Here is a 21253-nt window from a genome sequence, read left to right on the forward strand (position 1 = left end):
AATGTCTTATAAACGTTGCACCGCGCATCCGCTTGGTGGACGTTTGCGCGGTTCCTCATAAGCTGTCGCCCCCACCCGACCGGCGGCTGCGTGGGGAACAGACGGTTCATTCGGCCACAGGGGAGGACATGGAGCATCAGGACACGCGCTCCGCCGGGGCGTTGCGTTTCCAAGTGCTCGGCCCTGTCCAGGCGTGGCGCGGCGACGTGCCGCTGGCGCTCGGTTCACCGCAGCAACAGGCCGTCCTGGTGGCCCTGTTGCTCAGCGAGGGCCGTCCGGTGACCACCGACGACCTGGTGGACGGCATCTGGGGGGACCGCACCCCGCCGCAGGCGGTGGCCGCGCTGCGCACCTACGTCTCCCGGCTGCGCTCGGTACTGGAGCCCGACCGCCCCGCCCGCAAGCCCTCCGAGGTCCTGGTCTCGATGACCGACGGCTACGCGCTGCGGATCCCGGCCGAGGCCCTGGACCTGACCGTCTTCGAGCAGCACGTCACGGACGCCTCCACCGCCCGGGCCGACGGCGGTCTGCGCCCCGCCCACGACACCCTGGTCGCCGCGCTCGACCTGTGGCGCGGCCGTCCGCTGGCCGGCGTGCCGGGTCCGTACGCCGAGGTCCAGCGCGGCCGGCTCTCCGAGCGGCAGTTGGCCGTGGCCGAGGAGCGCTGCGCGCTGGCCCTGGAGATCGGCCTGCACGCCGACGTGGTGGCCGAGTTGAACTCGCTGTCCGCCGCGCACCCGCTGCGCGAGCGGTTGCGCGAACTGCTGATGCTGGCGCTGTACCGCAGCGGGCGGCAGGCCGAGTCGCTGGGCGTGTACGCGGACACCCGCAAGCTGCTGATCGACGAGCTGGGCGTGGAACCGGGCGGCGGGCTGTCCACGATGCACGCCCGGATCCTGGCCGGCGACCCGGAGCTGCTGGCGCACTCGACCGCCCCTGCGAAGGCCGCCGAGGAACCGGTCGCCTTCGTCCCGCCCGCCCAACTTCCGGCTGACGTCTCGGACTTCAGCGGCCGCAGCAAGCTGGTGGGTGAACTGCGGGACGTCCTGAGGGCGGGTTCCGGCCAAGCCGTCGTGGTGACCTCGCTGGCCGGCATCGGCGGCGTCGGCAAGACCACCCTCGCGGTGCACGTCGCGCACTCGCTGCGGCCGGACTTCCCGGACGGGCAGCTGTACGTGGACCTGCGCGGCGCGGGCGCCTCCCCCGCCGACCCGGCCGTGGTGCTCGGCGACTTCCTGCACGCGCTCGGCGCGCCCGACGCCCCCGACTCGCTGGAGCAGCGCGCCGCGCTGTACCGCTCGCTGCTGGCCGACAAGCGGATGCTGATCCTGCTCGACAACGCCCGCGACGCCGGGCAGTTGCGGCCGCTGATCCCCGGCGTCTCCGGCAACGCCGTGATGGTGACCAGCCGCTCCCGGCTGGCCGAACTGCCCGGTGCGCACCTGGTGGACATCGAGGAGCTGACCCCGGACGAGGCGCTGGCGCTGTTCTCGGCGATCGTCGGCGCCGAACGGGTCGGCGCCGAACCCGAGGCCGCGCTCCAGGTGGTGACCTCCTGCGGGTTCCTGCCGCTGGCGGTCCGGATCGCCGCCGCCCGGCTGGCCAGCCGCCCGCGCTGGAGCGTCTCCGACCTGGCCCGCCGGTTAGCGGACCAGCGCAACCGGCTCCAGGAGCTCCAGCTCGGCAACCTCGCCGTGGAGACCACCCTGGGGCTCGGTTACGCCCAGCTCCGGCCGGAGGAGGCCCGCGCCTTCCGGCTGCTCGCCCTGGTCGACTCCCCCGACCTGCCGCTGGCCGCCGTCACCGCACTGCTCGGCACCTCCGAGCCGGAGGCCGAGGACCTGGCGGAGGCGCTGGTCGAGGCCAACATGCTGGAGTGCTTCACCCCCGGCCGGTACCGCTACCACGACTTGCTGCGCCTGTACGCGCAGCGGCAGAACGCCAAGCTGGGGGACGTCGGGCAACAGCAGGAGGCGCTGCTACGGCTGCTGGACCTGCTGCACGCCACCGTGCGCAACGCCGAAAGGGTCATCGAGCCGGACGATGCCTACGTGGAGTCGCTGCACACGGCCCGTTCGCCCGGGCGGGCGTTCCCCGATGCGGGTTCCGCCCGGGACTGGCTCCGCTCCGAGGTCGCCTTGCTGCTCAGCGGCGCGGAGGCCGCCGCCGACGCTCCACCGGAACTGCTGCATCCAGCCGTGGACATCCTGCAGGTCATGACCAATGTGGTCGAGGACCCGTCGCTGGCCACCCGCATCCGCAGTGTGCTGCACTCCGCCGCAGCCAGCCCGGGGGCCAAGGACGACGCGGAGACCCTGGCGCACGTGCATCACGCGCTCGGCCACATCCACCAGGTGGCGTCCGAACTCGCCGAGGCCGAGGCCGCTTTCACCCGGAGCCTGGCGCTCCAGCCGGCCGACCGGCCCACCGCGGTGCGGTCGGCCACGGCCAACGGCCTGGGCATCACCCTGTTCCGGGCCGGCCGCCCCGCCGAGGCGCTGCTCGCCTACCAGCAGGCGCAGGAGGCGGTCCGTCGGCTGGCCTCCCCGATCAGCGAAGCCCGCGTGCTCGGCAACATGGCCCGCGCCTACGTCGGCCTGGACCGCCACGCCGAGGCCGTGGACGCCGCCCGCGCCGCGGTGGCGGCGGCCCGGGCCTCCGGCAACGTGCCGTGCCTGGCGGACACGCTCTACCAGTTGGGCGTGGTGCTGCGCTCGACCGGTTCGCCCGGCGAGGCGGCGGTGCACCTGCGGGAGGCGCACCAGCTCTACCGGCAGCAGCAGCACCCGATCTGGGAGGGCTACTCGCTGGCCCGGCTGGCGGCCTGCCTGCTCGCGGACGGTCAGTTCGCGGCGGCGGCCGAGGCGGCCGAGGAGTCGTTGTCGATCGCCCAGGAGATCGAGGCCGCGTACTGCCAGGGCATGGCGAACGCGGCGCTGGGCGAGGCGCTCCTGGAGTTGGGGCAGCCCTCGCGCGGGCTGGCGTGTCTCCAGGAGGCGCTCACGGTGTTCACGCGGCTCGGTGTGCCCGAGGCCCAGCCCGTGCAGGACCTCATCGCCACTCGGCACACCGAGCCTCCCCTTCCCCCCGTCGCGCCGTAGGCTCCCGTTCCCCCTGCGGTACCCCCCTGGTCCCCCCTGGCGGAAGCCTTCCCCCCGGGAGCGTCGGCGTCCCCGCAGCCCCCCGGCTGCGGGAACGCCTTGACGCTTCCCCGGCGCTGAGAAGACTCTGACACCCGGCGATTGACGTTCGATAAACGCCTGCGGCAAGGCCGTTGACCGGGTACGCGGCGCGGGTCGGCGCAGCTCACGCCCCTGGCGCGGTCGCGCCATGCGGCGTGCGGGCCGTTGGCGCGCTACCTGGCGGACGCCGGTGTGCTTCCCCTGGCGGGCGATAAGCGCCCAACGGCGCACGAGTTGTCCGGAAACGGACTCCACGGTGCGGTGATCGCGTTTATTCTCGAAGGCCAGGGTCGGGAGTGGAGCGCGGACCACGACGGGCAGGGCAGGACGCACGCGGGAGAGGTGCCCAGATCATCGTGACGGACGAACAGAGCGCTGCCGCCGCCGACGCCGACCGGGCGTCCGCGGCGGGCGCGCGCCGGGCCGAGCGGGCCCGCCAGGCCGCCGTGTTCGACGCGATCGGGGGCCGCTACCAGGAGGTGTTTCCGGCCAGGTCGGGGCAGCTCGCCTGCGGTGACTGGCTGCTGGCCGAACTCCCGTCCGGTGCCCGGGTGCTGGACGTGGGCTGCGGGGCCGGCGAGCCGACCGCCCGCCAACTGGCCGACGGCGGGCTGCGGGTGACGGGCGTCGACCTGTCGGAGGGCATGCTGGCGCAGGCCCGGGCGGCCGTCCCGGCGGCCTCCTTCCACCGGCTGGACGTCCTCGACCTGGGCCTGGAGAGCGCCGGGTCCCGTTGGGGCGTACCGGAGTTGGGCCCGAAGGGGAGCGGATCACTGGACGCCGCGGCGGCGTTCTTCTCGCTGCTGATGCTGCCCCGCGCGGAGATCGCCGAGACGCTCGGCCGGATCCGCGGGCTGCTGCGCCCGGACGGCCTGTTCGCGCTGGGCATGGTCGAGGCGGACCTGGACGACGCGCCGCTGCCGTTCCTGGAGCAGGAGATCCGGGTCAGCGGGTACCTGCGCGAGGAGCTGGCGGCCCTGCTGGAGGACGCGGGCTTCGCGGTGGAGGCGGTGGACAGCCGGTCGTACGCGCCCGCCGGGTCCACCCAGCCGCCGGAGACCCAGCTGTACCTGCGCTGTCGGCGCACCGGCTGACGCGGCGTCAGTCTCCGTTCCCGAGACCACATCCGCACAGATCGGGCAGCCCGTGCGCGACCACCTGGAGCCCCTGGCGGGGCAGCCGCCCGCCGTACCCGTCCAACGGCACCCGCCGCCCGGCGGGGGCCCCGGCGGCGGACCGGCCGCCGGCGCGCCCGGGCGGCTGGCGGAGCGGCTGGCCGCGCTGGACCGGGCGGCCCGCCGGATCAACAGCTCGCTGGACCTGACCGCCACCCTGCGCAACCTGGGCCGGGTGCTCGTCCCGGCGGTGGCGGACGCCCTGGTGGTGCTGGTCCGCGACCCGCTGCCGGACGTCGAGCGCGACCAGGGCCCGCCCCGGGAGCTGCGGGTGCGGCACACCTGCGGCACCAGGCTGGGCCGCCGCTCGGGGGTGCGCCCGGTGCTGCCCGGCAGCGGCCTGGAACGCGCGCTGGCCCGCCGCGACCCGAGCGGACCGACGGTGCTGGACGCCGGGCGCGGCGGCCTGGCCGCCGAACTGCTGGGCGCCCGGGCGCTGGGCCGGCTGCCGGCCGGGACGGCGCTGCTGGCGCTGCCGCTGCACGGGCGGCGGGCCGCGCTCGGCATGCTGCTGCTGGTGCGCCGACCGGCCGCGGACGGCACCCCGGCGGACTTCGACCCGGCCGACACGGCGACCGCCGCGCACCTGGCCACCCACGGCGGCCTGGCGGTGGACACCGCGCTGCGCTACACCCGCGAGTGGGAGATCGCCGACGAGCTCCAGCGTTCGATGCTGCCCGCGCACCTGCCGCAGCCGCACGGCGTCCGGCTGGCGCACCGCTACCTGCCGGGCGAGCGCGGCGCGCAGGTCGGCGGCGACTGGTACGACTCGATCCCGCTGCCCGGCAACCGGGTCGCGCTGATCACCGGCGACGTGATGGGCCACTCGCTGACCTCGGCCGCCGTGATGGGCCAGCTGCGCACCTCCGCGCAGACCCTGGCGGGCCTCGACCTGCCGCCGCACGAGGTGCTGTACCACCTCGACGAGCAGGCCCAACGCCTGGGCCGCGAGCACCACTTGGCGACCTGCGTGTACGCGGTGTACGACCCGATCGCGGGCCGGGTGCGGATCGCCAACGCCGGGCACGTGCCGCCGGTGCTGATCGGCCCGGACGGCGGCAGCGAGCTGCTGGAGCTGCCCCCGGGCGCGCCGATCGGCGTCGGCGGGGTGGACTTCTCCTCGGTGGAGCTGCCCGCGCCGCCCGGCTCGGCGCTGCTGCTGTTCACCGACGGCCTGGTGGAGACCCGCCGCCGCCCGCTGGGCACCGGTCTGGAGCTGCTGCGGGCCCGGTTGGCGGGCGGCAACCGGCTCACCCCGGACCAGCTGTGCCAGGAGGCGCTGCGGATCCTGCCGCCGGGCGACCGGGCCGACGACATCGCGCTGCTGGCGGCCGCGTTCGACGGCATCCCGGCCGAGGACGTCGCACACTGGCACCTGCAGCCGCGGCACGAGACACCGGGCCGGGCGCGCCGGCTGGCGGGGCACGCGCTGCGCCGCTGGGGTCTGGAACACCTGGCGGAGAGCTGCGAGTTGATGGTCAGCGAGCTGGTCACCAACGCGATCCAGCACGCCACCCGGCCGGTGACGCTGCGCCTGGTGCGCACCTCGCTGCTGCGCTGCGAGGTCGGCGACGACTCCCCGGCGCTGCCCCGCACCCGCCGGGCCGGCCCGGAGGAGGAGCGCGGGCGCGGCCTGCAGATAGTCGCCAGGTGCGCGGACCGCTGGGGGGCGACCCGGCTGGGTGCGGGCAAGGTGGTCTGGTTCGAGCAGCGGATCGAGCACTGATCCGGCAGGACCGACCGGACGGGACCTAGCGCCAGGGGTCGAGGGCGTGCTTGCCGCTGGTCAGGCCGGCTTCGAGGCTCTCCAGTACGGCCGGGCCGTCGGCCAGCGGGTGGACCAGCGGGCTGCCGGGCGGGTAGACGCCGGCGGCGACGAGTGCCTCGATCTCGGCGATCAGCGACCGGTAGAGGGACGGGACTTCGGCCGCCAGCGCGCCGATGTGCAGGCCCTTGACCTGGACCCGGTGGGTGAAGACCAGGTCGTGCGTGGTCAGGGCGGCGTCGCCGGAGGCGGCGCCGAACACCACGACGCGTCCGGTGAAGGGCTTGGTGACCGCCAGGCTCGCCCCGAAGGTGGCCCGTCCCACCGACTCCAGGACCAGGTCGACCCCGCCGGTCAGCCGGGTGATCTCCTCGGCCAGGTCGGGGCGCCGGCCGTCCAGGACCTCGTCGGCGCCGAGCGCCTTGACGGTGTCGTGCTTCGCCGGCGAAGCGGTGGCGACCACGCGCGCGCCGTAGTGGCGGGCGAGGCGGACGGCGGCCTGCCCCACGCCGCCGGCCGCGGCGTGGACGAGCACGGTCTCGCCGGCCTCGACCCCTCCCAGCGGTTTCAGCGCCGCCAGGGCGGTCGCCCAGTTCAGCACCATGCCGAGCGCCTCGGCGTCGCTCCAGCCGGCCGGCACCGGGAGCACCCCGGCCGCCGGCATGGTCGTGTACTGCGCGAACGCGCCCGGGCCGGTGCCGATGACGCGGGTGCCGAGCGGGAGCGGATCGGCGACGTCCGGTCCGACGCCCACGATCTCACCGGCGGCTTCGAAGCCCGCCACGTAGGGGGCCCGGGGGCCGTCCGCGTACGTCCCGCGGGTCTGCATGACGTCCGCGAAGTTGACTCCGGCGGCGCCGACCCGGATCAGGTACTCGCCGGGCCCCGGCTCGGGGCGGGGGTGCCCGGTGGTGAGGACCATGTCCCGGGGGCCCTGGTGCGACCGCTGGACCAGGGCCCGCGCCGTCCGCTCATCGGTGTTCCGCTGCTCGTTGGTCTCCATGTGCCGAACGTAGGACCCTGACACTTGCGTCAAGGGCAAGCGGCGGACGGGGGCCGGTGCGGGACGCCGCCCCGAGGTAGGCGTCGAGCGCCGCCCGCTGCTCGCCGAGGACGGCGATGCGGGCGGCGAGCCGGTCCCGGTGGTCGCGCACCTCGCGCAGGAACTCCTCGTCCGCCGGGCCGGTTCCGGCGCCGGTCGCGTCGGCGGGCCCCGGCAGGGCCTCCCTGATCAGCCGCACGGGCAGCCCCGACTCCAGCAGCGAGCGGATGACGAGCACCCGGTCGATCGTGGACTGGCAGTAGTCGCGGAAGCCGTTGTCGAACCGGCCCGGGACGATCAGCCCCTCGTCCTCGTAGTGCCGCAGTGACCTCGCGCTGACGCCGCTGGCGCGCGCGGCTTCGCCGATCCTCATGCCTCCGGCCAACACCGGGGGGCGCCGGAATCTTCCGGCGCCCGACCCGGCCCGCGCCCCTGACGGGTGGTCAGGAGGCTTCTCCGAGCAGCCGGTCGCCGTGCTCGGCGGCGGCGAGCAGGTCGAGCGCGTCGAGCACGTCGGGGCCGAGCACGGCCAGTGCCAGCGGGCGGCTGCGGCGCAGGGCGAGGACGGTGCGCAGCACGTCGGCGTGGTGGATCTCGCGCAGGGCGGCGGCGTACTCGGCGGCCTCGGCCGGGGTGGTGGCGGCCCGCCAGGTCAGCAGCAGCGCCTTGACCACGGCGAACATCATCCGCCGGCCGCGCACCAGTTCGGGCCGCTCGTTGAGGCCGAACACCTCGATGGTGGCCTCGCCGCGGACGGTCAGCGGGTCGTAGGCACCGGAGTCCAGGTAGAGCCGCAGGTGGTCGGCCGGGTCCTCGCGGCAGGGGTCGACCAGCAGGCCGTCGCCGGTGGCGGGGTCGCGCGGGAAGCGGTCGCGCTTGCGGTTGCTGTTGCAGTGCGCGCAGGCCAGCAGGTGGTTCTGCCAGTCGAAGGTGCGCAGCGGGGCCTGGGCGATCGGTTCGAAGTGGTCGATGTCGGTGCCCAGGTTGTCGCCGCAGTACATGCAGCGCTCCAGGCCGGGTGCCATCTGCCGCAGCATCAGCCGCAGTTGGGCCTTGGGCCGCAGCGCGCGGCGCCAGGCGGCGCGCCCGGTGGCGGTGCTGGGGCCTTCGACGCGTATCCGGTCGGTGGCGCGGGCGAGTTCGGCGGCCAGCCGGGGCTGCAGCGGCGGCCGTCGGAGCGGGATCATCCGTCCCTGCCGAGCAGCCGGGCGGTGACCTCGTCGACCCGGGCGGTCAGCGAGCTGTTCAGCTTGGCGCCCAGCACGCGGTACTCGGCGAGTTCGGCCTCGCTGGCCTGCCCGGCGTACATCTTGCGCTCCAGGCGCACCAGCAGCCGGCGTTCGGCCTCGGCGGCGGGCGAGTAGGCGCTGGGCAGCGCGAACAGTTCGGACAGCGCGGTGTCCTCGCCGCTGCCGTACAGCACCCGCTGCCGCAGTTCCTCGTCCAGCCGGTACGGGGCGCGCTCCTCGTCGGGGCCGGGCAGCCGGATCAGCGCGCCGGGGTCGGCGGCCTGGCAGACGTACGGGCTGTGGGTGGTGACCAGGAACTGGGCGTGCGGGAAGCGCTCGGTCAGCCACGGGCCGATCCGCTGCTGCCAGCGGGGGTGCAGGTGCCGGTCGACGTCGTCCAGCAGCACCGGGCCCGGGGTGGCCTGGTCGGCCGCGAGCCGGCTGACCAGGCGGGCCAACCCGGCGGTGCCGTCGCCGAGTTCGTCCAGCGGGAGTTCCAGGTCGCCGCGGGCGACGTACTGCCGTTCCGGGTCGCTGACCCGCCAGCCGGCCGGCAGCACCTCGGCCGTCAGTTCGGCGTCCAGCGGGACGCGGCGGCCCTCGGCGCGCGGCAGGTAGCGGGCGCGCGGGGCGCCCTGCGGGTCGCCGACCCGCCAGCGCGGGGCCGGGTCGGCCTGGACCCAGCCGTCGACGCCCCAGCGGGCGGCGGGGCCGGAGGGCAGGGCGCCGAGCGCCGTCGCGAGCACCCGCAGCAGGGTGCTCTTCCCGCTGCCGTTCGGCCCGGCGAACACCGTCCACCCCGGGCCGGGCGGGATCGTCAGGTCGACCTCCCGCGCGCCGGTGAAGCACTTCACTCCGGACACCCTGATCCGCGACACGTACACCGGACCACCCCCTCGGAGCGGTTATGCCCACGCCCCGGTCCGCCCACCCGCCCGGCCGGGAGGCGGACATGACGCGGCGTCAACCCGCCAGCACGCCGCGGCCGTCGCCCGTCCGGGTGAGCCGGGCCCTCAGGCGGCTCAGACGGCTCAGGCGGCGAGGCGGACCGGCAGGCCCCGCAGGGCCTCGCGGAGGGCCGCCGCGAAGCGGGCGTACTCGCCGGTGCGGGCGGAGCCGGGCCGGTGGGCGAGGCCGATGCGGCGGCCGGGGGCGGGGCGGGCGAAGCGGACGGCGGCGAGGCGGTCGGTGCGTCCGGTCTCGACGTCGAGCGCGGTGGCGGGCAGCAGGGTGGCGCCGAGGCCGCCGGCCACCAGTTGGACCAGGGTGGAGAGCCCGGCGGCCCGGGTGCTGCCGCCGGCCGGTTCGGCGCCGATCTCGCGGCAGATGTCGAGCGCCTGGTCGCGCAGGCAGTGCCCCTCCTCCAGCAGCAGGACGTCCAGGTCGAGCAGGGCGTCGCGGGGCACGTCGACCCGTCCGGCGAGTTCGTGCTCGGGCGGCACGATGAGGACGAAGTCCTCGTCGAACAGCGGGATCTCGGCCACCGGCAGCGCCCCGCCGGCGGGCAGCGCGAGCAGCAGCAGGTCGAGCCGCCCGTCGCCGAGGCCGCTCAGCAACGAGGGGGTGCGCTCCTCGTGGACGTGCAGTTCGAGGTCGGGGTAGGCGTCGCGGACCAGTCGCAGCACGGCGGGCAGCAGGTACGGTGCGACGGTGGGGATCACTCCGAGGTGCAGCGGCCCGGTGAACGGGCGGCGGGCGGCCTCGGCCTCCTCGGTGAGCGCGTGCAGCGCGGACAGCACCCGGCGGGAGTGCTCGGCGATCCGCTCCCCGAGCGGGGTGATCACGACCCGCCGGGTGGTCCGCTCGACCAGCTGCGCGCCGAGCGACTCCTCCAGCGCGGCGACCGCCCCGGACAGCGCGGACTGGCTGGTGCCGATCGCCGCGGCGGCGTCCCGGAAGTGCCGGTGCTCGGCGACCGCCGCGAAGGCCCGCAGCTGGGAGACGGTGGGGGTGCGGGGCGCGCTGGGTTTCACGGTGCTGCCTCCTGCCGACGGTGGTGCTCCCTCCCAGTCTGCCGCACTGATCGGACTTGCCTATCGCGACCGGCGGCAGAACCGATTTCACTGATCAGTAGCCATGTGCGACGCTGGGAAATGTCCGCAATCCGGACAACCCTCGTCCCAAACCCTGGAGAAGCGAACGTGCTGACGATCGGTGACAAGTTCCCCGAGTACGAACTCAACGCCTGCGTGGACCTCGACGCCGCGAACGCCTTCGCCGAGATCAACCACAAGTCCTACGAGGGCAAGTGGCGCGTGGTGTTCTTCTGGCCGATGGACTTCACTTTCGTCTGCCCGACCGAGATCGCCGCGTTCGGCAAGCTGAACGACGAGTTCGCCGACCGCGACGCCCAGGTCCTCGGCGTCTCGGGCGACTCCGAGTACGTCCACCACGCCTGGCGCAAGGACCACAAGGACCTGCGCGACCTGCCCTTCCCGATGCTCGCCGACGTCAAGCACGACCTGATGCGGGCCTGCGGCGTCGAGGGCGCGGACGGCACCGCCCAGCGCGCGGTGTTCATCGTCGACCCGAACAACGAGATCCAGTTCGTCATGGTGACCGCCGGCTCCGTCGGCCGGAACCCCAAGGAGGTGCTGCGGGTCCTCGACGCCCTGCAGACCGACGAGCTGTGCCCGTGCAACTGGAACAAGGGCGAGGACACCCTCGACGCCCAGTCCCTGCTGGCCGGCTGACCGATGGCGCTCGACGAACTCAAGGCCGCCCTGCCGGACTACGCCAAGGACCTCAAGCTCAACCTGGGCTCCGTGATCGGCAACTCCGACCTGCCCGGGCAGCAGCTCTGGGGCACCGTCCTCGCCTGCGCGATGGCCACCCGCTCCCCGGTCGTGCTGCGCGAGCTGGAGCCCGAGGCCAAGGCCAACCTGAAGCCCGAGGCCTACGAGGCCGCCAAGGGCGCGGCCGCGATCATGGCGATGAACAACGTCTACTACCGGACGCTGCACCTGCTCTCCGACAAGGAGTACGGGTCGATGCGGGCCGGCCTGCGGATGAACATCATCGGCAACCCGGGCGTCGACAAGGTCGACTTCGAGCTGTGGTCCTTCGCCGTCTCGGCGATCAACGGCTGCGGCCAGTGCCTCGACTCCCACGAGGGCGTGCTGCGCAAGGCCGGCGTCGACCGCGAGGTCATCCAGACCGCGGTCAAGATCGCCGCGACCGTCCAGGCCGTCGCGGCGGTGCTGGACGCGGAGGCCCAGCTCCCCCGCTGAGCACGGCGGGCGCGCTGGACGCGCTGAGCACGTCGAACGAAAGGTCCGCCCGAGGAGAGGCTCTCTCCTCGGGCGGACCTTTCGTGTCGCGGCGGGGCGCTAACCCTTCCTGGCGGCCTCGATCGCCTGGAAGACCTCCTGCCCCGCCGCGTTGCGTTGGCGCAGATGGCCGGTGACGGTGTTGGTGACGGCGATCAGCGGGACGGCGACGATCGCACCGGGGATGCCGCCGATGATGGATCCGGCGGCGACGCCGAGGACGACGCCCAGCGGGTGGACCCGGACGGCGCGGCCGAGGATGAGCGGCTGCAGGATGTGGCCCTCCAGCTGCTGGACGCCGATCAGGATGACCAGCACCACCAGCGCCTTGCCGACGCTGGTGGTGACCAGCGCGATCAGCACCGCGATGGTGCCGGTGACCAGCGCGCCGACCAGCGGCACGAACGCGCCCAGGAAGATGATCACCGCGAGCGGGATCGCCATCGGCACGCCGACCATGCTGATCCCGATGCCGATGCAGAGCGCGTCGATGAAGGCGACCGTGACGGTGCCGCGCACGTACGCGGTGAGGGTGGCCCAGGCCTTGGGGCCGGCGCCGGCCATCGCGTAGCGGGAGTGCCGGGGCAGCCCGCGCAGCACCCAGCTCCAGATCCGGGCGCCGTCGTAGAGCAGGAAGAAGGTGGTGAACGCGGTGAGCACCACGCCGGTGAGCAGTTCGACGGCGATGGTGACGCCGGTGAAGCCGGCCGAGGTGAGCGCCTCGGAGTTCTTGCCGATGGCGGTGGTGATCTGGTTGGTGAAGTTGTTGAGCTGGTCCGGGGTGAGGTGGAAGGGCCCGTTGAGCAGCCAGTCGCGCAGCTGCCGGACGCCGTTCTGGACCTGGGTGGTGACCGAGTCGAGGTTGCTGGAGACCTGCCAGAACACGAACCAGCCGACCAGTCCGATGCTGGCCAGGCCGGCCAGGAAGGTGACGAGGGCGGCCAGGGACCGGGGGACGCCGCGCCGGCGCAGCCAGGAGACGGTGGGTTCGAGCAGGGCGGAGATCAGCAGGGCGGCGACGACGGCGAAGGCGACCAGCTTGAGGGTGTCGATGACCCGGAAGACCACGTAGAGGGCGACGCCGATCAGCAGCAGCCGCCAGGTGGACTCGGCGGCGACCCGCAGGGTCCAGGGCACGGCCTCGACCGGGTTGGCGGGGCGGCCGAGCGGGGCACTGCCGAACTGGTGCTCGGCGGGTTGCGGGTCGCGCGGGGCGGGGACGGTGTCGTCGGTGCGCACGGCCCCTCCTTCCGGTGGTGCGGTCGGTGCGCCCGCCGGTCCGCCCTGGCGGTCGGCCAGTTGACGGGCCGTCCGTTCGGCGGTGCGCAGGGCGGCCCGTTCGGCGGCGAGTTCGACGGCCTGCTCGTTGGCGAGGACGTGCGCCTCGGCGGAGATGGCCGCGCGGCGGCGGCGTTCGGCCGCGGCGAACAGCCCGGCCGCGACCGCTCCCATCTTGGCGATGCCGCGCCAGCGGCCACCGCCCGTCTCTTCCGTCACTGCCCGGTCTCCCCCGTCTTCGTCTGCCGTGGCCGCGGGTCGCACGGCCGTCGGTGAGGAACGCTACCCGCCGCCGGGGAGCCGGGCCCCGGGGGCGTCTCGGCCGACTGCCGGAGGAAACCGGCAAACCGCCCGATATACGAACGTTTCATCGGAGGGTTGTGGGGAAGGGGTGAGAGCAGAACGGACCTTCTGCAGGCGGACCGGCCGGGAGCGGAGGAACCAGGACCCGCTCCGCTCCCCCGCGTCCGCACCGAGCCGTCACCGCCCGCGGCGCACTGGTCAGCGTCGCCGGGGCGGGGCGGCCCGTCGTCGTGGCCGCCGCCTCGCGGCGGCAGCGCGAAGGGCCCCGGTCCCGTGGGCGGGATCCGGGGCCCTTCGAACGCGCGCGGGCGGGCTCGGCCGGGGGCGGCCTAGTACCAGTTGTGGGCCTGCCAGAACGACCAGGCGCCGCAGGGGCTGCCGTAGCGGCTGTTCATGTAGCTGAGGCCCCACTTGATCTGGGTCTCGGGGTTGGTCCGCCAGTCCGCTCCGGCCGAGGCCATCTTGGAGCCGGGCAGCGCCTGGACCAGGCCGTAGGCGCCGGAGGAGGCGTTGGTGGCGGTGTAGTCCCAGCCGCTCTCGCGCTTCACGATCTGGCTGAAGCACTGGAACTGGTTCGGGTCGCCGACGATCTGCAGCGCCATGTCCTGGACGGACCCGGGGCTGACGGTGGCCAGCAGGCTGCGCGCCGCGGCGCGGTTGGCCTCCTCCTTGAGCCGCTTCTCCTCGGCGGCCTTGGCGGCCTTGTCCGCGTCGGCCTTGGCCTGGGCGTCGGCCGCGGCCTTCTGCCGGGCGGCCTCCTCGGCCGCCTTCTTGGCGGCGGCGTCGGCGGAGACCTGCTGGGCGTCCGCCTGGCGGCCGATGCCGTCGCTGACGTTCTGGGCCTGCGCACCGGTGGGAGCGTCGGCGAGCAGCGTGGCGCTCGCGACGTCGACCGTCTGGACGTCGGCCTTGCCCTCACTGCCAGAGGCCGCGCCCACGACGGCACCGACGGCGGTCACCGCGGTGGCGGAGACGACAGCGACTCCCCGGACCGAGATCCGAGTCACATGGTTTCCTTCCAGCGTCGCCCGTCCTGTGACCGTACGGGCGCGTATCTGCCCCCGGCACTGGCCTCCGTCGAACACTGGTCACGGGAGGCTCGGGCTCGGCCGCCGTCCCGGGAACACCCGGGAACTGCGGCTGCGACGAGCGGCGTACGGCTCTGCGGTGTTCAGTTGTCCGCCCGTCGAACCGGAGTCACCGGGCGTGCATTGCCGTACGCGGGGCCTGACAGAACCCACACCATGCCGCACGCGGGTATGTCTACGCAATTCCCTGTGCCGTGGCGGATCTCACAAACTTTTCGACCTGCGGCTTTGGTCGCGGGCCCGCCGAGGCGACGTCAGTTCGACTGACACCGAAGGGGCCTGACGCTATGCGCCAGGCCCCTTTGCACCGTTGTGCCCCGTTATGCCTAGGGCTGGATGTCCTCCAGCATCTCGGTCACGAGTGCGGCGATCGGCGAGCGCTCCGAACGCGTGAGCGTGATGTGGGCGAACAGCGGGTGGCCCTTCAACTTCTCGACCACGGCGACCACGCCGTCGTACCGGCCGACCCGGAGGTTGTCCCGCTGGGCGACGTCGTGGGTGAGCACCACGCGGGAGTTCTGGCCGATCCGGGAGAGCACCGTGAGCAGCACGTTGCGCTCCAGCGACTGGGCCTCGTCGACGATCACGAAGGCGTCGTGCAGCGAGCGGCCGCGGATGTGGGTGAGCGGCAGGACCTCCAGCATGCCGCGGGAGATGACCTCCTCGATCACGTCCGGCGTGGTGACGGCGGAGAGGGTGTCGAAGACCGCCTGCGCCCAGGGGCCCATCTTCTCGGCCTCGCTGCCGGGCAGGTAGCCGAGTTCCTGGCCGCCGACCGCGTACAGCGGGCGGAACACCATCACCTTGCGGTGCTGGCGGCGTTCCAGGACGGCCTCCAGGCCGGCGCACAGGGCGAGGGCGGACTTGCCGGTGCCGGCCCGGCCGCCCATCGAGATGATCCCGATCTCCGGGTCGAGCAGCAGGTCGAGGGCGATCCGCTGCTCGGCGCTGCGGCCGCGCAGGCCGAACGCCTCGCGGTCGCCGCGGACCAGCTGCACCCGGCCGTCGGGGGCCACCCGGCCCAGCGCCCGGCCGCGCTCGGAGTGCAGCACCAGACCGGTGTGGACGGGGAGCTGCTCGGCGCCCTCGACCTGCAGCGCGTGCTCCTGGCCGGCGAAGAGCTGGTCCACCCGGTCGGCGGGGACGTGCAGTTCGGTCATGCCCGTCCAGCCGGAGGTGATCGCCAGCTCGGCCCGGTACTCCTCGGCCAGCAGGCCGACCGAGCTGGCCTTGATCCGCAGCGGCAGGTCCTTGGAGACCACGGTGACGTCGTAGCCCTCGGCCTGGAGGTTGCGGGCGACCGCGAGGATCCTGGTGTCCGCCTCGCCGCCGCCGACCCGGTAGCCGGCCGGGAGGATCGAGGTGTCGGAGTGGTTCAGTTCGACCCGGATGGTGCCGCCCAGCTCGCCGACCGGGATCGGTTCGTCCAACCGGCCGTGCCGGACCCGGTAGTCGTCCAGCATCCGCAGCGCCTGACGGGCGAAGTAGCCCAGCTCCGGGTGGTGCCGCTTGGCCTCCAGCTCCGTCACCACGACGACCGGGAGGACCACTTCGTGCTCCTCGAAGCGCGTCATCGCGAGGGGGTCGGCCAGGAGCACGCTGGTGTCGAGGACGTACGTGCGCCGGTCAGGTGTCCGGCGGCTCTTGGAACTGACCACTAGCCCTCCAGAGCGGGTGACCCGACGTCACCCGCGGCCCACCGGTCCCCGCGGCCCCGCTGGCCGGGGGGACGGTCTGAGGGGTGTATTCCCAGGCGAGGGGCCCCGCATTCGCGCCGGAGCGAACGGCGGGATCACAACGGGTGAACGTTTTCCCATCCGGCCCACGGGTAGTGGACCCTGACCCGGGGTCAGCGGCCCATCCGCCGGTTGCGCAGCTGGTAGTCGCGCAGCGCCCGCAGGAAGTCGACCTTCCGGAAGGCCGGCCAGTAGGCCTCGCAGAAGTAGAACTCGCTGTGCGCGGACTGCCAGAGCAGGAAACCGGACAACCGCTGCTCGCCGGAGGTGCGGATGACCAGGTCCGGGTCGGGCTGCCCCTTGGTGTAGAGGTGCTCGGCGATGTGCTCGACGTCGAGCACCTCGGCCAGCTCCTCGATCGAGGTGCCGCGGCCGGCGTGCTCCTGCAGCAGCGAGCGGACGGCGTCGGCGATCTCCTGGCGGCCGCCGTAGCCGATCGCCACGTTGACGGTCAGGCCGTCGACGTGCGCGGTGTCCTGGGAGGCGTGCTTGAGCACCTCGGCGGTGCGGGCGGGCAGCAGGTCGAGCGCGCCCACCGGGTGGACCTTCCAGCGGCCGCTGTCGGCCAGGCCGCGCACGGTGTCCTCGATGATGCCCAGCAGCGGGACGAGCTCCTCGGCGGGACGGGCCAGGTTGTCGGTGGAGAGCATCCACAGGGTGACCACCCGGACGTCGGTCTCCGCGCACCAGCCCAGGAACTCGCTGATCTTGTCGGCGCCGCGCTGGTGCCCGTACGCGGTGGTGCCGCCGGTGGCCTTGGCCCAGCGCCGGTTGCCGTCCAGGATCACGCCGATGTGGTGCGGGGTGTTGGCCAGGTGCACCTCGACCCGGCGGCCGTAGAGCCGGTAGGCCTTGTCGAGCAGGGTGCGCAGCCCCGGCGTACGTTCCACCACATCGCGCAGACCCATCGTGAACGGCCTCTCCGTGCTGAGTTGCTCCGGGTGCGAAATCCCTGCGGCAGCCTACTCCGCCCGGGTTTACCGGCGGCAAAACCGCAGGTACCGGTCTTGTCACAGTGCGCGCACGGGCCAAGCTACGGAACGGTATCCGAATCCTTAAACGGCCCCTAAACCGGATTCCGGGTCTTGACGCTTGCCATTGGTCTAGTCCAGCGTGTGGTCAGCACCACACGGACCCTCCCCCACAGCGGAGCCGCCGCGACCCCCACCGCGGCGGCTCTCCCCGCCCTTCCCAGCGTGCCTCCCCACACCCACACCCCCACTCTCCTGCACTGGAGCCCGTCATGGCCCGTACCCTCCAGCAGCCGTCCCACCGGCGCCGCAACAAGATCCCGGCGGCCCTCGCCACCGCGACCGCGCTGGCCCTGGCCGGCACCGGCCTGGCCCTGTCGGCCGGCGGCGCGAACGCCGCGGTCGGCAACCTGGTCAACAACGGCGGCTTCGACTCCGGCCTGTCCGGCTGGAACTGCGTCGGCAGCACCTCCGCCGTCTCCACCCCGGTCCACTCGGGCACCGGCGCGCTGGCCGCCACCCCCGGCGCCGGCGACACCGCGGAGTGCACCCAGACCGTCTCGGTCCTCCCCAACACGTCCTACACGCTCAACGGCTGGGTCCAGGGCCAGTACGTCTACCTGGGCGCCCGCGGCACCGGCGGCACCGACCCGTCCACCTGGTCCGCGCAGAGCGCCTGGAACCAGCTGAACACCACCTTCACCACCGGCGCGAGCACCACCAGCGTCACGCTGTACGTGCACGGCTGGTACGGCCAGCCCACGTACTACGCGGACGACATCCAGCTGATCGGCCCGGGCGGCACCGCCTCCCCGACCCCGTCGGCCTCCGCGACCAAGAGCGCCTCCCCCTCGGCCTCCGCCTCGCCGACCAAGAGCGCCTCGCCGTCCGCGTCGGCCTCACCCTCGCAGAGCGCCTCCCCCTCGGCCTCCGCCTCGCCGTCGCCGTCCGCCTCGTCGAGCACCAGCAACCCGCCGTCGAACAGCACCCTGCCGAAGCACGTCCTGACCGGCTACTGGCAGAACTTCGACAACGGCTCGACCGTCCAGAAGCTGCGCGACGTGCAGTCCGCGTACGACATCATCGCGGTCTCCTTCGCCGACGCGACCACCACCCAGGGCGGCATCTCCTTCACCCTGGACCCGGCGCTGGCCACCAAGCTCGGCGGCTACACCGACGCCGACTTCAAGGCCGACATCGCCGCCAAGCACGCGGCCGGCAAGAAGGTCGTCCTCTCCATCGGCGGCCAGAACGGCGCCATCTCGGTCGGCAGCTCCGTCGCCGCCACCGCGTTCTCCGACTCGGCCTACAAGCTGATCCAGCAGTACGGCTTCGACGGCATCGACGTCGACCTGGAGAACGGCGTCAACTCGACCTACATGGCGCAGGCGCTGCACACCCTGGCGGCCAAGGTCGGCCCGAACTTCATCCTCACCATGGCGCCCGAGACCATCGGGATGTACTCCACCTCCGGTGCGTACTTCCAGCTGGCCCTCGCCACCAAGGACATCCTGACCGTCGTCAACACCCAGTTCTACAACTCGGGCGGCATGAACGGCTGCGACGGCAAGGTCTACAACCAGGGCACCATCGACTTCATCACCGCGCAGGTCTGCACCCACATCCAGGGCGGCCTGCGTCCGGACCAGGTCGGCATCGGCGTCCCGGCCTCCACCAAGGCGGCGGGCGGCGGCTACGTCAACTCCACCGTGGTGAACAACGCGCTGGACTGCCTGGCCACCGGCAACCACTGCGGCAGCTTCGTCCCGCCGGCCAAGTGGCCGACCATCCGCGGCGCGATGACCTGGTCGACCAACTGGGACGCCAACAACGGCAACGACTTCTCCAACAACGTCGGCGCCTTCGCGCACGGCATGCAGTAACCGACGAGCCAGTGCGCCGCTCCTCGAGGGTGGGGCAGGTGCACGACACAGGGGCCCGCCGTACCGCTGGGGTACGGCGGGCCCCGCCCATTCCCGGGCCGGTCAGCCGGCGGCGCGCCGTGCCCGCCGGACTCCCCGGCGGCCGGCGCGGCCGATTCGACGCTGCGGGCCGATGGTTCGGCCACCGTCCTCCACCGGCAGGGGGGTCGACGTCCCGCCAGGTCAGTTCCCGGCCGCCGCCAGCACCGCCGCCAGGGTGCCCAGCAGCATCGCCGGGCCGAACGCCAGCTCGCTGCGGCGGCCCGCCCGGCGCAGCACCAGCAGGGCCACCGCCCACAGCGCCGCGATCACCCACATATAGAGGACACCCGCGTACACCGCCCGCCAGCCCGCCAGGCCCAGCACCGCGCCCAGGCTCGGCGCCAGCTTGGCGTCGCCCAGGCCCACCGGGGCGAGCAGCGCCAGCAGCAGGAACACCAGCCCGAGGCCGGCCGCCGCCAGCGCGCAGCGCAGCCACACCGCCGGGCGGTGATCGGTGAGCGGCACCAGGACGGCGGTGCCCAGGAACAGCGGCAGCGTCAGCGCGTCCGGCAGTCGCTTCACCGCGGCGTCCACGAAACCCAGCACGGTGCCGAACAGGGCCAGCCACACCAGCACCGGCAGCCACCGCCCCGGCGCCCAGGCCCCCAGGGCCGCGCCGAGCACCGCGGCGGCCGCCTCGACCGACAGCGGCGGCGGGCCGACCGTCCCGCCGTGCCGGACGCACCGGCCGAGCGGGGTGGGCAGGCAGTCGCGCCACGGCTCGCCGGGCGCCACCGCGAAGCGCGTCACCGCCGCCCGCGACGGCACCCCCGCGAGCAGCCCCAGCACGGCTCCGACCACTGCCCCGACCACTGCCCCGACCATCCGGCCCTCCCCTGGGGCTCGTCCGACGATTCCCACCGCGCGCGCGACGCCGGGCGAACCCCGGCGCCCGGTCGCGACCCTACCGTCCGGCGGCGTTCGCCCGTCCGTGTCCAGGTGGCGAACACCACGCGGTGATCGGTGTGACGCGCCCGTAAAGTAGGCGGGTATGCAGGTCATCCAGTCCAGCAAGCTCGCCAATGTCTGCTACGACATCCGCGGTCCGGTGCTCGACGAGGCGATGCGGCTGGAGGACCAGGGCCACCGCATCCTGAAGCTCAACACCGGCAATCCCGCCGCGTTCGGCTTCGAGGCCCCGCCGGAGATCCTCCAGGACATCCTCCGCAACCTCAACTCCGCGCACGGCTACGGCGATTCGAAGGGCCTGCTCTCGGCGCGCCGCGCCGTGGTCATGCACTACGAGGAGCGCGGCCTGCACGGCCTGTCGGTCGAGGACGTGTACCTCGGCAACGGCGTGTCCGAGCTGATCCAGCTGGCCATGACCGCGCTGCTCGACGACGGCGACGAGGTGCTCGTCCCGGCGCCCGACTACCCGCTGTGGACGGCCTCGGTCTCGCTGGCCGGCGGCACCGCGGTGCACTACCGCTGCGACGAGCAGGCCGAGTGGTACCCGGACCTCGCCGACATCGCCGCGAAGATCACCGACCGCACCCGGGCGATCGTGGTGATCAACCCCAACAACCCCACCGGCGCGGTGTACCCGCGCGAGCTGCTGGAGGGGATCGCCGAACTCGCCCGCCGGCACCGGCTGGTGATCTACGCGGACGAGATCTACGACAAGATCCTCTACGACGGCGTGGAGCACGTCCCGCTGGCCACCCTGGCGCCCGACCTGTTCTGCGTCACCTTCAACGGCATGTCCAAGTCCTACCGGGTGGCGGGCTTCCGCTCCGGCTGGATGGTGCTCTCCGGCGACCGGCACCGCGCCCGCTCCTACATCGAGGGCCTCAACGTGCTCGCCTCGATGCGGCTGTGCGCCAACATGCCCGCCCAGCACGCGGTCGCCGCGGCGCTCGGCGGGCGGCAGTCCATCCGGGACCTCATCCTGCCCGGCGGCCGGCTGCTCGCCTCCCGGGACGCCGCGTACGAGCTGCTGAACGAGATCCCCGGCGTCTCCTGCGTCAAGCCGAAGGGCGCGCTGTACGCCTTCCCCCGGCTCGACCCCCAGGTCTACAAGATCAAGGACGACGCGCAGATGGTCCTGGACCTGCTGCGCTCCCAGCGGATCCTGATCGTCCAGGGCACCGGCTTCAACTGGCCCGACCCGGACCACTTCCGCCTGGTCACCCTCCCGCGCCCGGAGGAGATCACGGACGCGGTCACCCGGATCGGCGACTTCCTGGCCGGCTACGTGCAGCCGTGAGGCGCGCGTCCGCCCCGCGCCCCTCCCGGGAGGGGCGCGGGGCGG

17 protein-coding genes are annotated in these 21253 nt (G+C 73.5%); 7 read left to right on the forward strand and 10 right to left on the reverse strand.

Annotated elements, in window-relative coordinates; translation table 11 throughout:
• Positions 1–128 precede the first annotated feature (128 nt).
• The 3 genes from OO48_RS19620 to OO48_RS19630 all read left to right on the forward strand — a co-directional run bounded on the left by OO48_RS19620 (position 129) and on the right by OO48_RS19630 (position 6083).
• Positions 129–3101, forward strand: coding sequence for an AfsR/SARP family transcriptional regulator (locus OO48_RS19620; protein ID WP_063830705.1), 2973 nt, complete (start codon positions 129–131; stop codon positions 3099–3101).
• 437 nt (positions 3102–3538) lie between these two features.
• The gene (locus tag OO48_RS19625; RefSeq protein WP_033218034.1) at positions 3539–4276 is read left to right on the forward strand and encodes a class I SAM-dependent DNA methyltransferase; all 738 of its coding nucleotides are present in this window, start codon (positions 3539–3541) and stop codon (positions 4274–4276) included.
• Between the two features lie 52 nt (positions 4277–4328).
• The gene (locus OO48_RS19630) at positions 4329–6083 is read left to right on the forward strand and encodes an ATP-binding SpoIIE family protein phosphatase (RefSeq protein ID WP_051732324.1); all 1755 of its coding nucleotides are present in this window, start codon (positions 4329–4331) and stop codon (positions 6081–6083) included.
• A gap of 25 nt (positions 6084–6108) precedes the next feature.
• On the opposite strand, the gene OO48_RS19635 is transcribed toward OO48_RS19630, so the two are convergent.
• The 5 genes from OO48_RS19635 to OO48_RS19655 all read right to left on the reverse strand — a co-directional run bounded on the left by OO48_RS19635 (position 6109) and on the right by OO48_RS19655 (position 10366).
• Positions 6109–7125: an NADPH:quinone oxidoreductase family protein gene (locus OO48_RS19635; protein WP_033218036.1), complete on the reverse strand. Its 1017-nt coding sequence runs from the start codon at positions 7123–7125 to the stop codon at positions 6109–6111.
• Entirely contained in the window at positions 7094–7537 is a 444-nt protein-coding gene (locus OO48_RS19640) for a MerR family transcriptional regulator (RefSeq protein WP_081952235.1), read from the reverse strand. Before OO48_RS19640 ends, OO48_RS19635 begins: the two co-directional genes overlap by 32 nt.
• Positions 7538–7607: 70 nt before the next feature.
• Positions 7608–8351 carry an HNH endonuclease gene (locus OO48_RS19645; protein WP_033218038.1) on the reverse strand — a complete coding sequence of 248 codons (744 nt, stop codon included), beginning with the start codon at positions 8349–8351 and terminating at the stop codon, positions 7608–7610.
• Positions 8348–9277, reverse strand: coding sequence for an AAA family ATPase (locus OO48_RS19650; RefSeq protein WP_033218040.1), 930 nt, complete (start codon positions 9275–9277; stop codon positions 8348–8350). Before OO48_RS19650 ends, OO48_RS19645 begins: the two co-directional genes overlap by 4 nt.
• A gap of 147 nt (positions 9278–9424) precedes the next feature.
• Positions 9425–10366, reverse strand: coding sequence for a LysR substrate-binding domain-containing protein (locus OO48_RS19655; protein ID WP_033218042.1), 942 nt, complete (start codon positions 10364–10366; stop codon positions 9425–9427).
• 168 nt (positions 10367–10534) lie between these two features.
• Between OO48_RS19655 and OO48_RS19660 the strand changes: the two genes are divergently transcribed.
• Both OO48_RS19660 and OO48_RS19665 read left to right on the forward strand, forming a co-directional pair.
• Positions 10535–11086, forward strand: coding sequence for a peroxiredoxin (locus tag OO48_RS19660; protein ID WP_033218044.1), 552 nt, complete (start codon positions 10535–10537; stop codon positions 11084–11086).
• A gap of 3 nt (positions 11087–11089) precedes the next feature.
• Positions 11090–11623 carry an alkyl hydroperoxide reductase gene (locus OO48_RS19665; protein WP_033218046.1) on the forward strand — a complete coding sequence of 178 codons (534 nt, stop codon included), beginning with the start codon at positions 11090–11092 and terminating at the stop codon, positions 11621–11623.
• Positions 11624–11722: 99 nt separating this feature from the next.
• On the opposite strand, the gene OO48_RS19670 is transcribed toward OO48_RS19665, so the two are convergent.
• From OO48_RS19670 to OO48_RS19685, 4 genes are all read right to left on the reverse strand, one after another.
• Entirely contained in the window at positions 11723–13159 is a 1437-nt protein-coding gene (locus tag OO48_RS19670) for an AI-2E family transporter (protein WP_033218048.1), read from the reverse strand.
• A 413-nt stretch (positions 13160–13572) separates the two neighbouring features.
• Positions 13573–14250, reverse strand: a complete 678-nt coding sequence (locus tag OO48_RS19675; protein ID WP_033218050.1) for an aggregation-promoting factor C-terminal-like domain-containing protein — start codon at positions 14248–14250, stop codon at positions 13573–13575.
• Between the two features lie 407 nt (positions 14251–14657).
• Positions 14658–15989: an RNA 5'-3' helicase PhoH2 gene (gene phoH2 / locus OO48_RS19680; protein ID WP_033218052.1), complete on the reverse strand. Its 1332-nt coding sequence runs from the start codon at positions 15987–15989 to the stop codon at positions 14658–14660.
• A gap of 191 nt (positions 15990–16180) precedes the next feature.
• Complete coding sequence (locus OO48_RS19685) at positions 16181–16975, reverse strand: isoprenyl transferase (protein WP_051732326.1); 795 nt, start codon at positions 16973–16975, stop codon at positions 16181–16183.
• A gap of 335 nt (positions 16976–17310) precedes the next feature.
• Between OO48_RS19685 and OO48_RS19690 the strand changes: the two genes are divergently transcribed.
• Entirely contained in the window at positions 17311–18921 is a 1611-nt protein-coding gene (locus tag OO48_RS19690) for a chitinase (RefSeq protein WP_033218054.1), read from the forward strand.
• 222 nt (positions 18922–19143) lie between these two features.
• Here OO48_RS19690 and OO48_RS19695 read toward each other — a convergent pair whose 3' ends face one another.
• A complete protein-coding gene (locus tag OO48_RS19695; RefSeq protein WP_063830706.1) occupies positions 19144–19827 on the reverse strand; it encodes a prepilin peptidase in 684 nt (227 codons plus the stop codon).
• Positions 19828–19993: 166 nt separating this feature from the next.
• Here OO48_RS19695 and OO48_RS19700 point away from each other — a divergent pair, with 166 nt between their 5' ends.
• Entirely contained in the window at positions 19994–21208 is a 1215-nt protein-coding gene (locus OO48_RS19700) for a pyridoxal phosphate-dependent aminotransferase (RefSeq protein WP_033218056.1), read from the forward strand.
• Positions 21209–21253: the final 45 nt, after the last annotated feature.

The organism is Kitasatospora phosalacinea, from assembly GCF_000716545.1.
Classification (GTDB): Bacteria; Actinomycetota; Actinomycetes; order Streptomycetales; family Streptomycetaceae; genus Kitasatospora; species Kitasatospora phosalacinea.

Coding starts and splice junctions, on each gene's coding strand:
- OO48_RS19700 (WP_033218056.1), top strand. CDS start 19,994: ATGCAGGTCATCCAGTCCAGCAAGCTCGCCAATGTCTGCTACGACATC.
- OO48_RS19685 (WP_051732326.1), bottom strand. CDS start 16,975: ATGGGTCTGCGCGATGTGGTGGAACGTACGCCGGGGCTGCGCACCCTG.
- OO48_RS19645 (WP_033218038.1), bottom strand. CDS start 8,351: ATGATCCCGCTCCGACGGCCGCCGCTGCAGCCCCGGCTGGCCGCCGAA.
- OO48_RS19665 (WP_033218046.1), top strand. CDS start 11,090: ATGGCGCTCGACGAACTCAAGGCCGCCCTGCCGGACTACGCCAAGGAC.
- OO48_RS19695 (WP_063830706.1), bottom strand. CDS start 19,827: ATGGTCGGGGCAGTGGTCGGGGCAGTGGTCGGAGCCGTGCTGGGGCTG.
- OO48_RS19690 (WP_033218054.1), top strand. CDS start 17,311: ATGGCCCGTACCCTCCAGCAGCCGTCCCACCGGCGCCGCAACAAGATC.
- OO48_RS19635 (WP_033218036.1), bottom strand. CDS start 7,125: ATGGAGACCAACGAGCAGCGGAACACCGATGAGCGGACGGCGCGGGCC.
- OO48_RS19640 (WP_081952235.1), bottom strand. CDS start 7,537: ATGAGGATCGGCGAAGCCGCGCGCGCCAGCGGCGTCAGCGCGAGGTCA.
- OO48_RS19620 (WP_063830705.1), top strand. CDS start 129: ATGGAGCATCAGGACACGCGCTCCGCCGGGGCGTTGCGTTTCCAAGTG.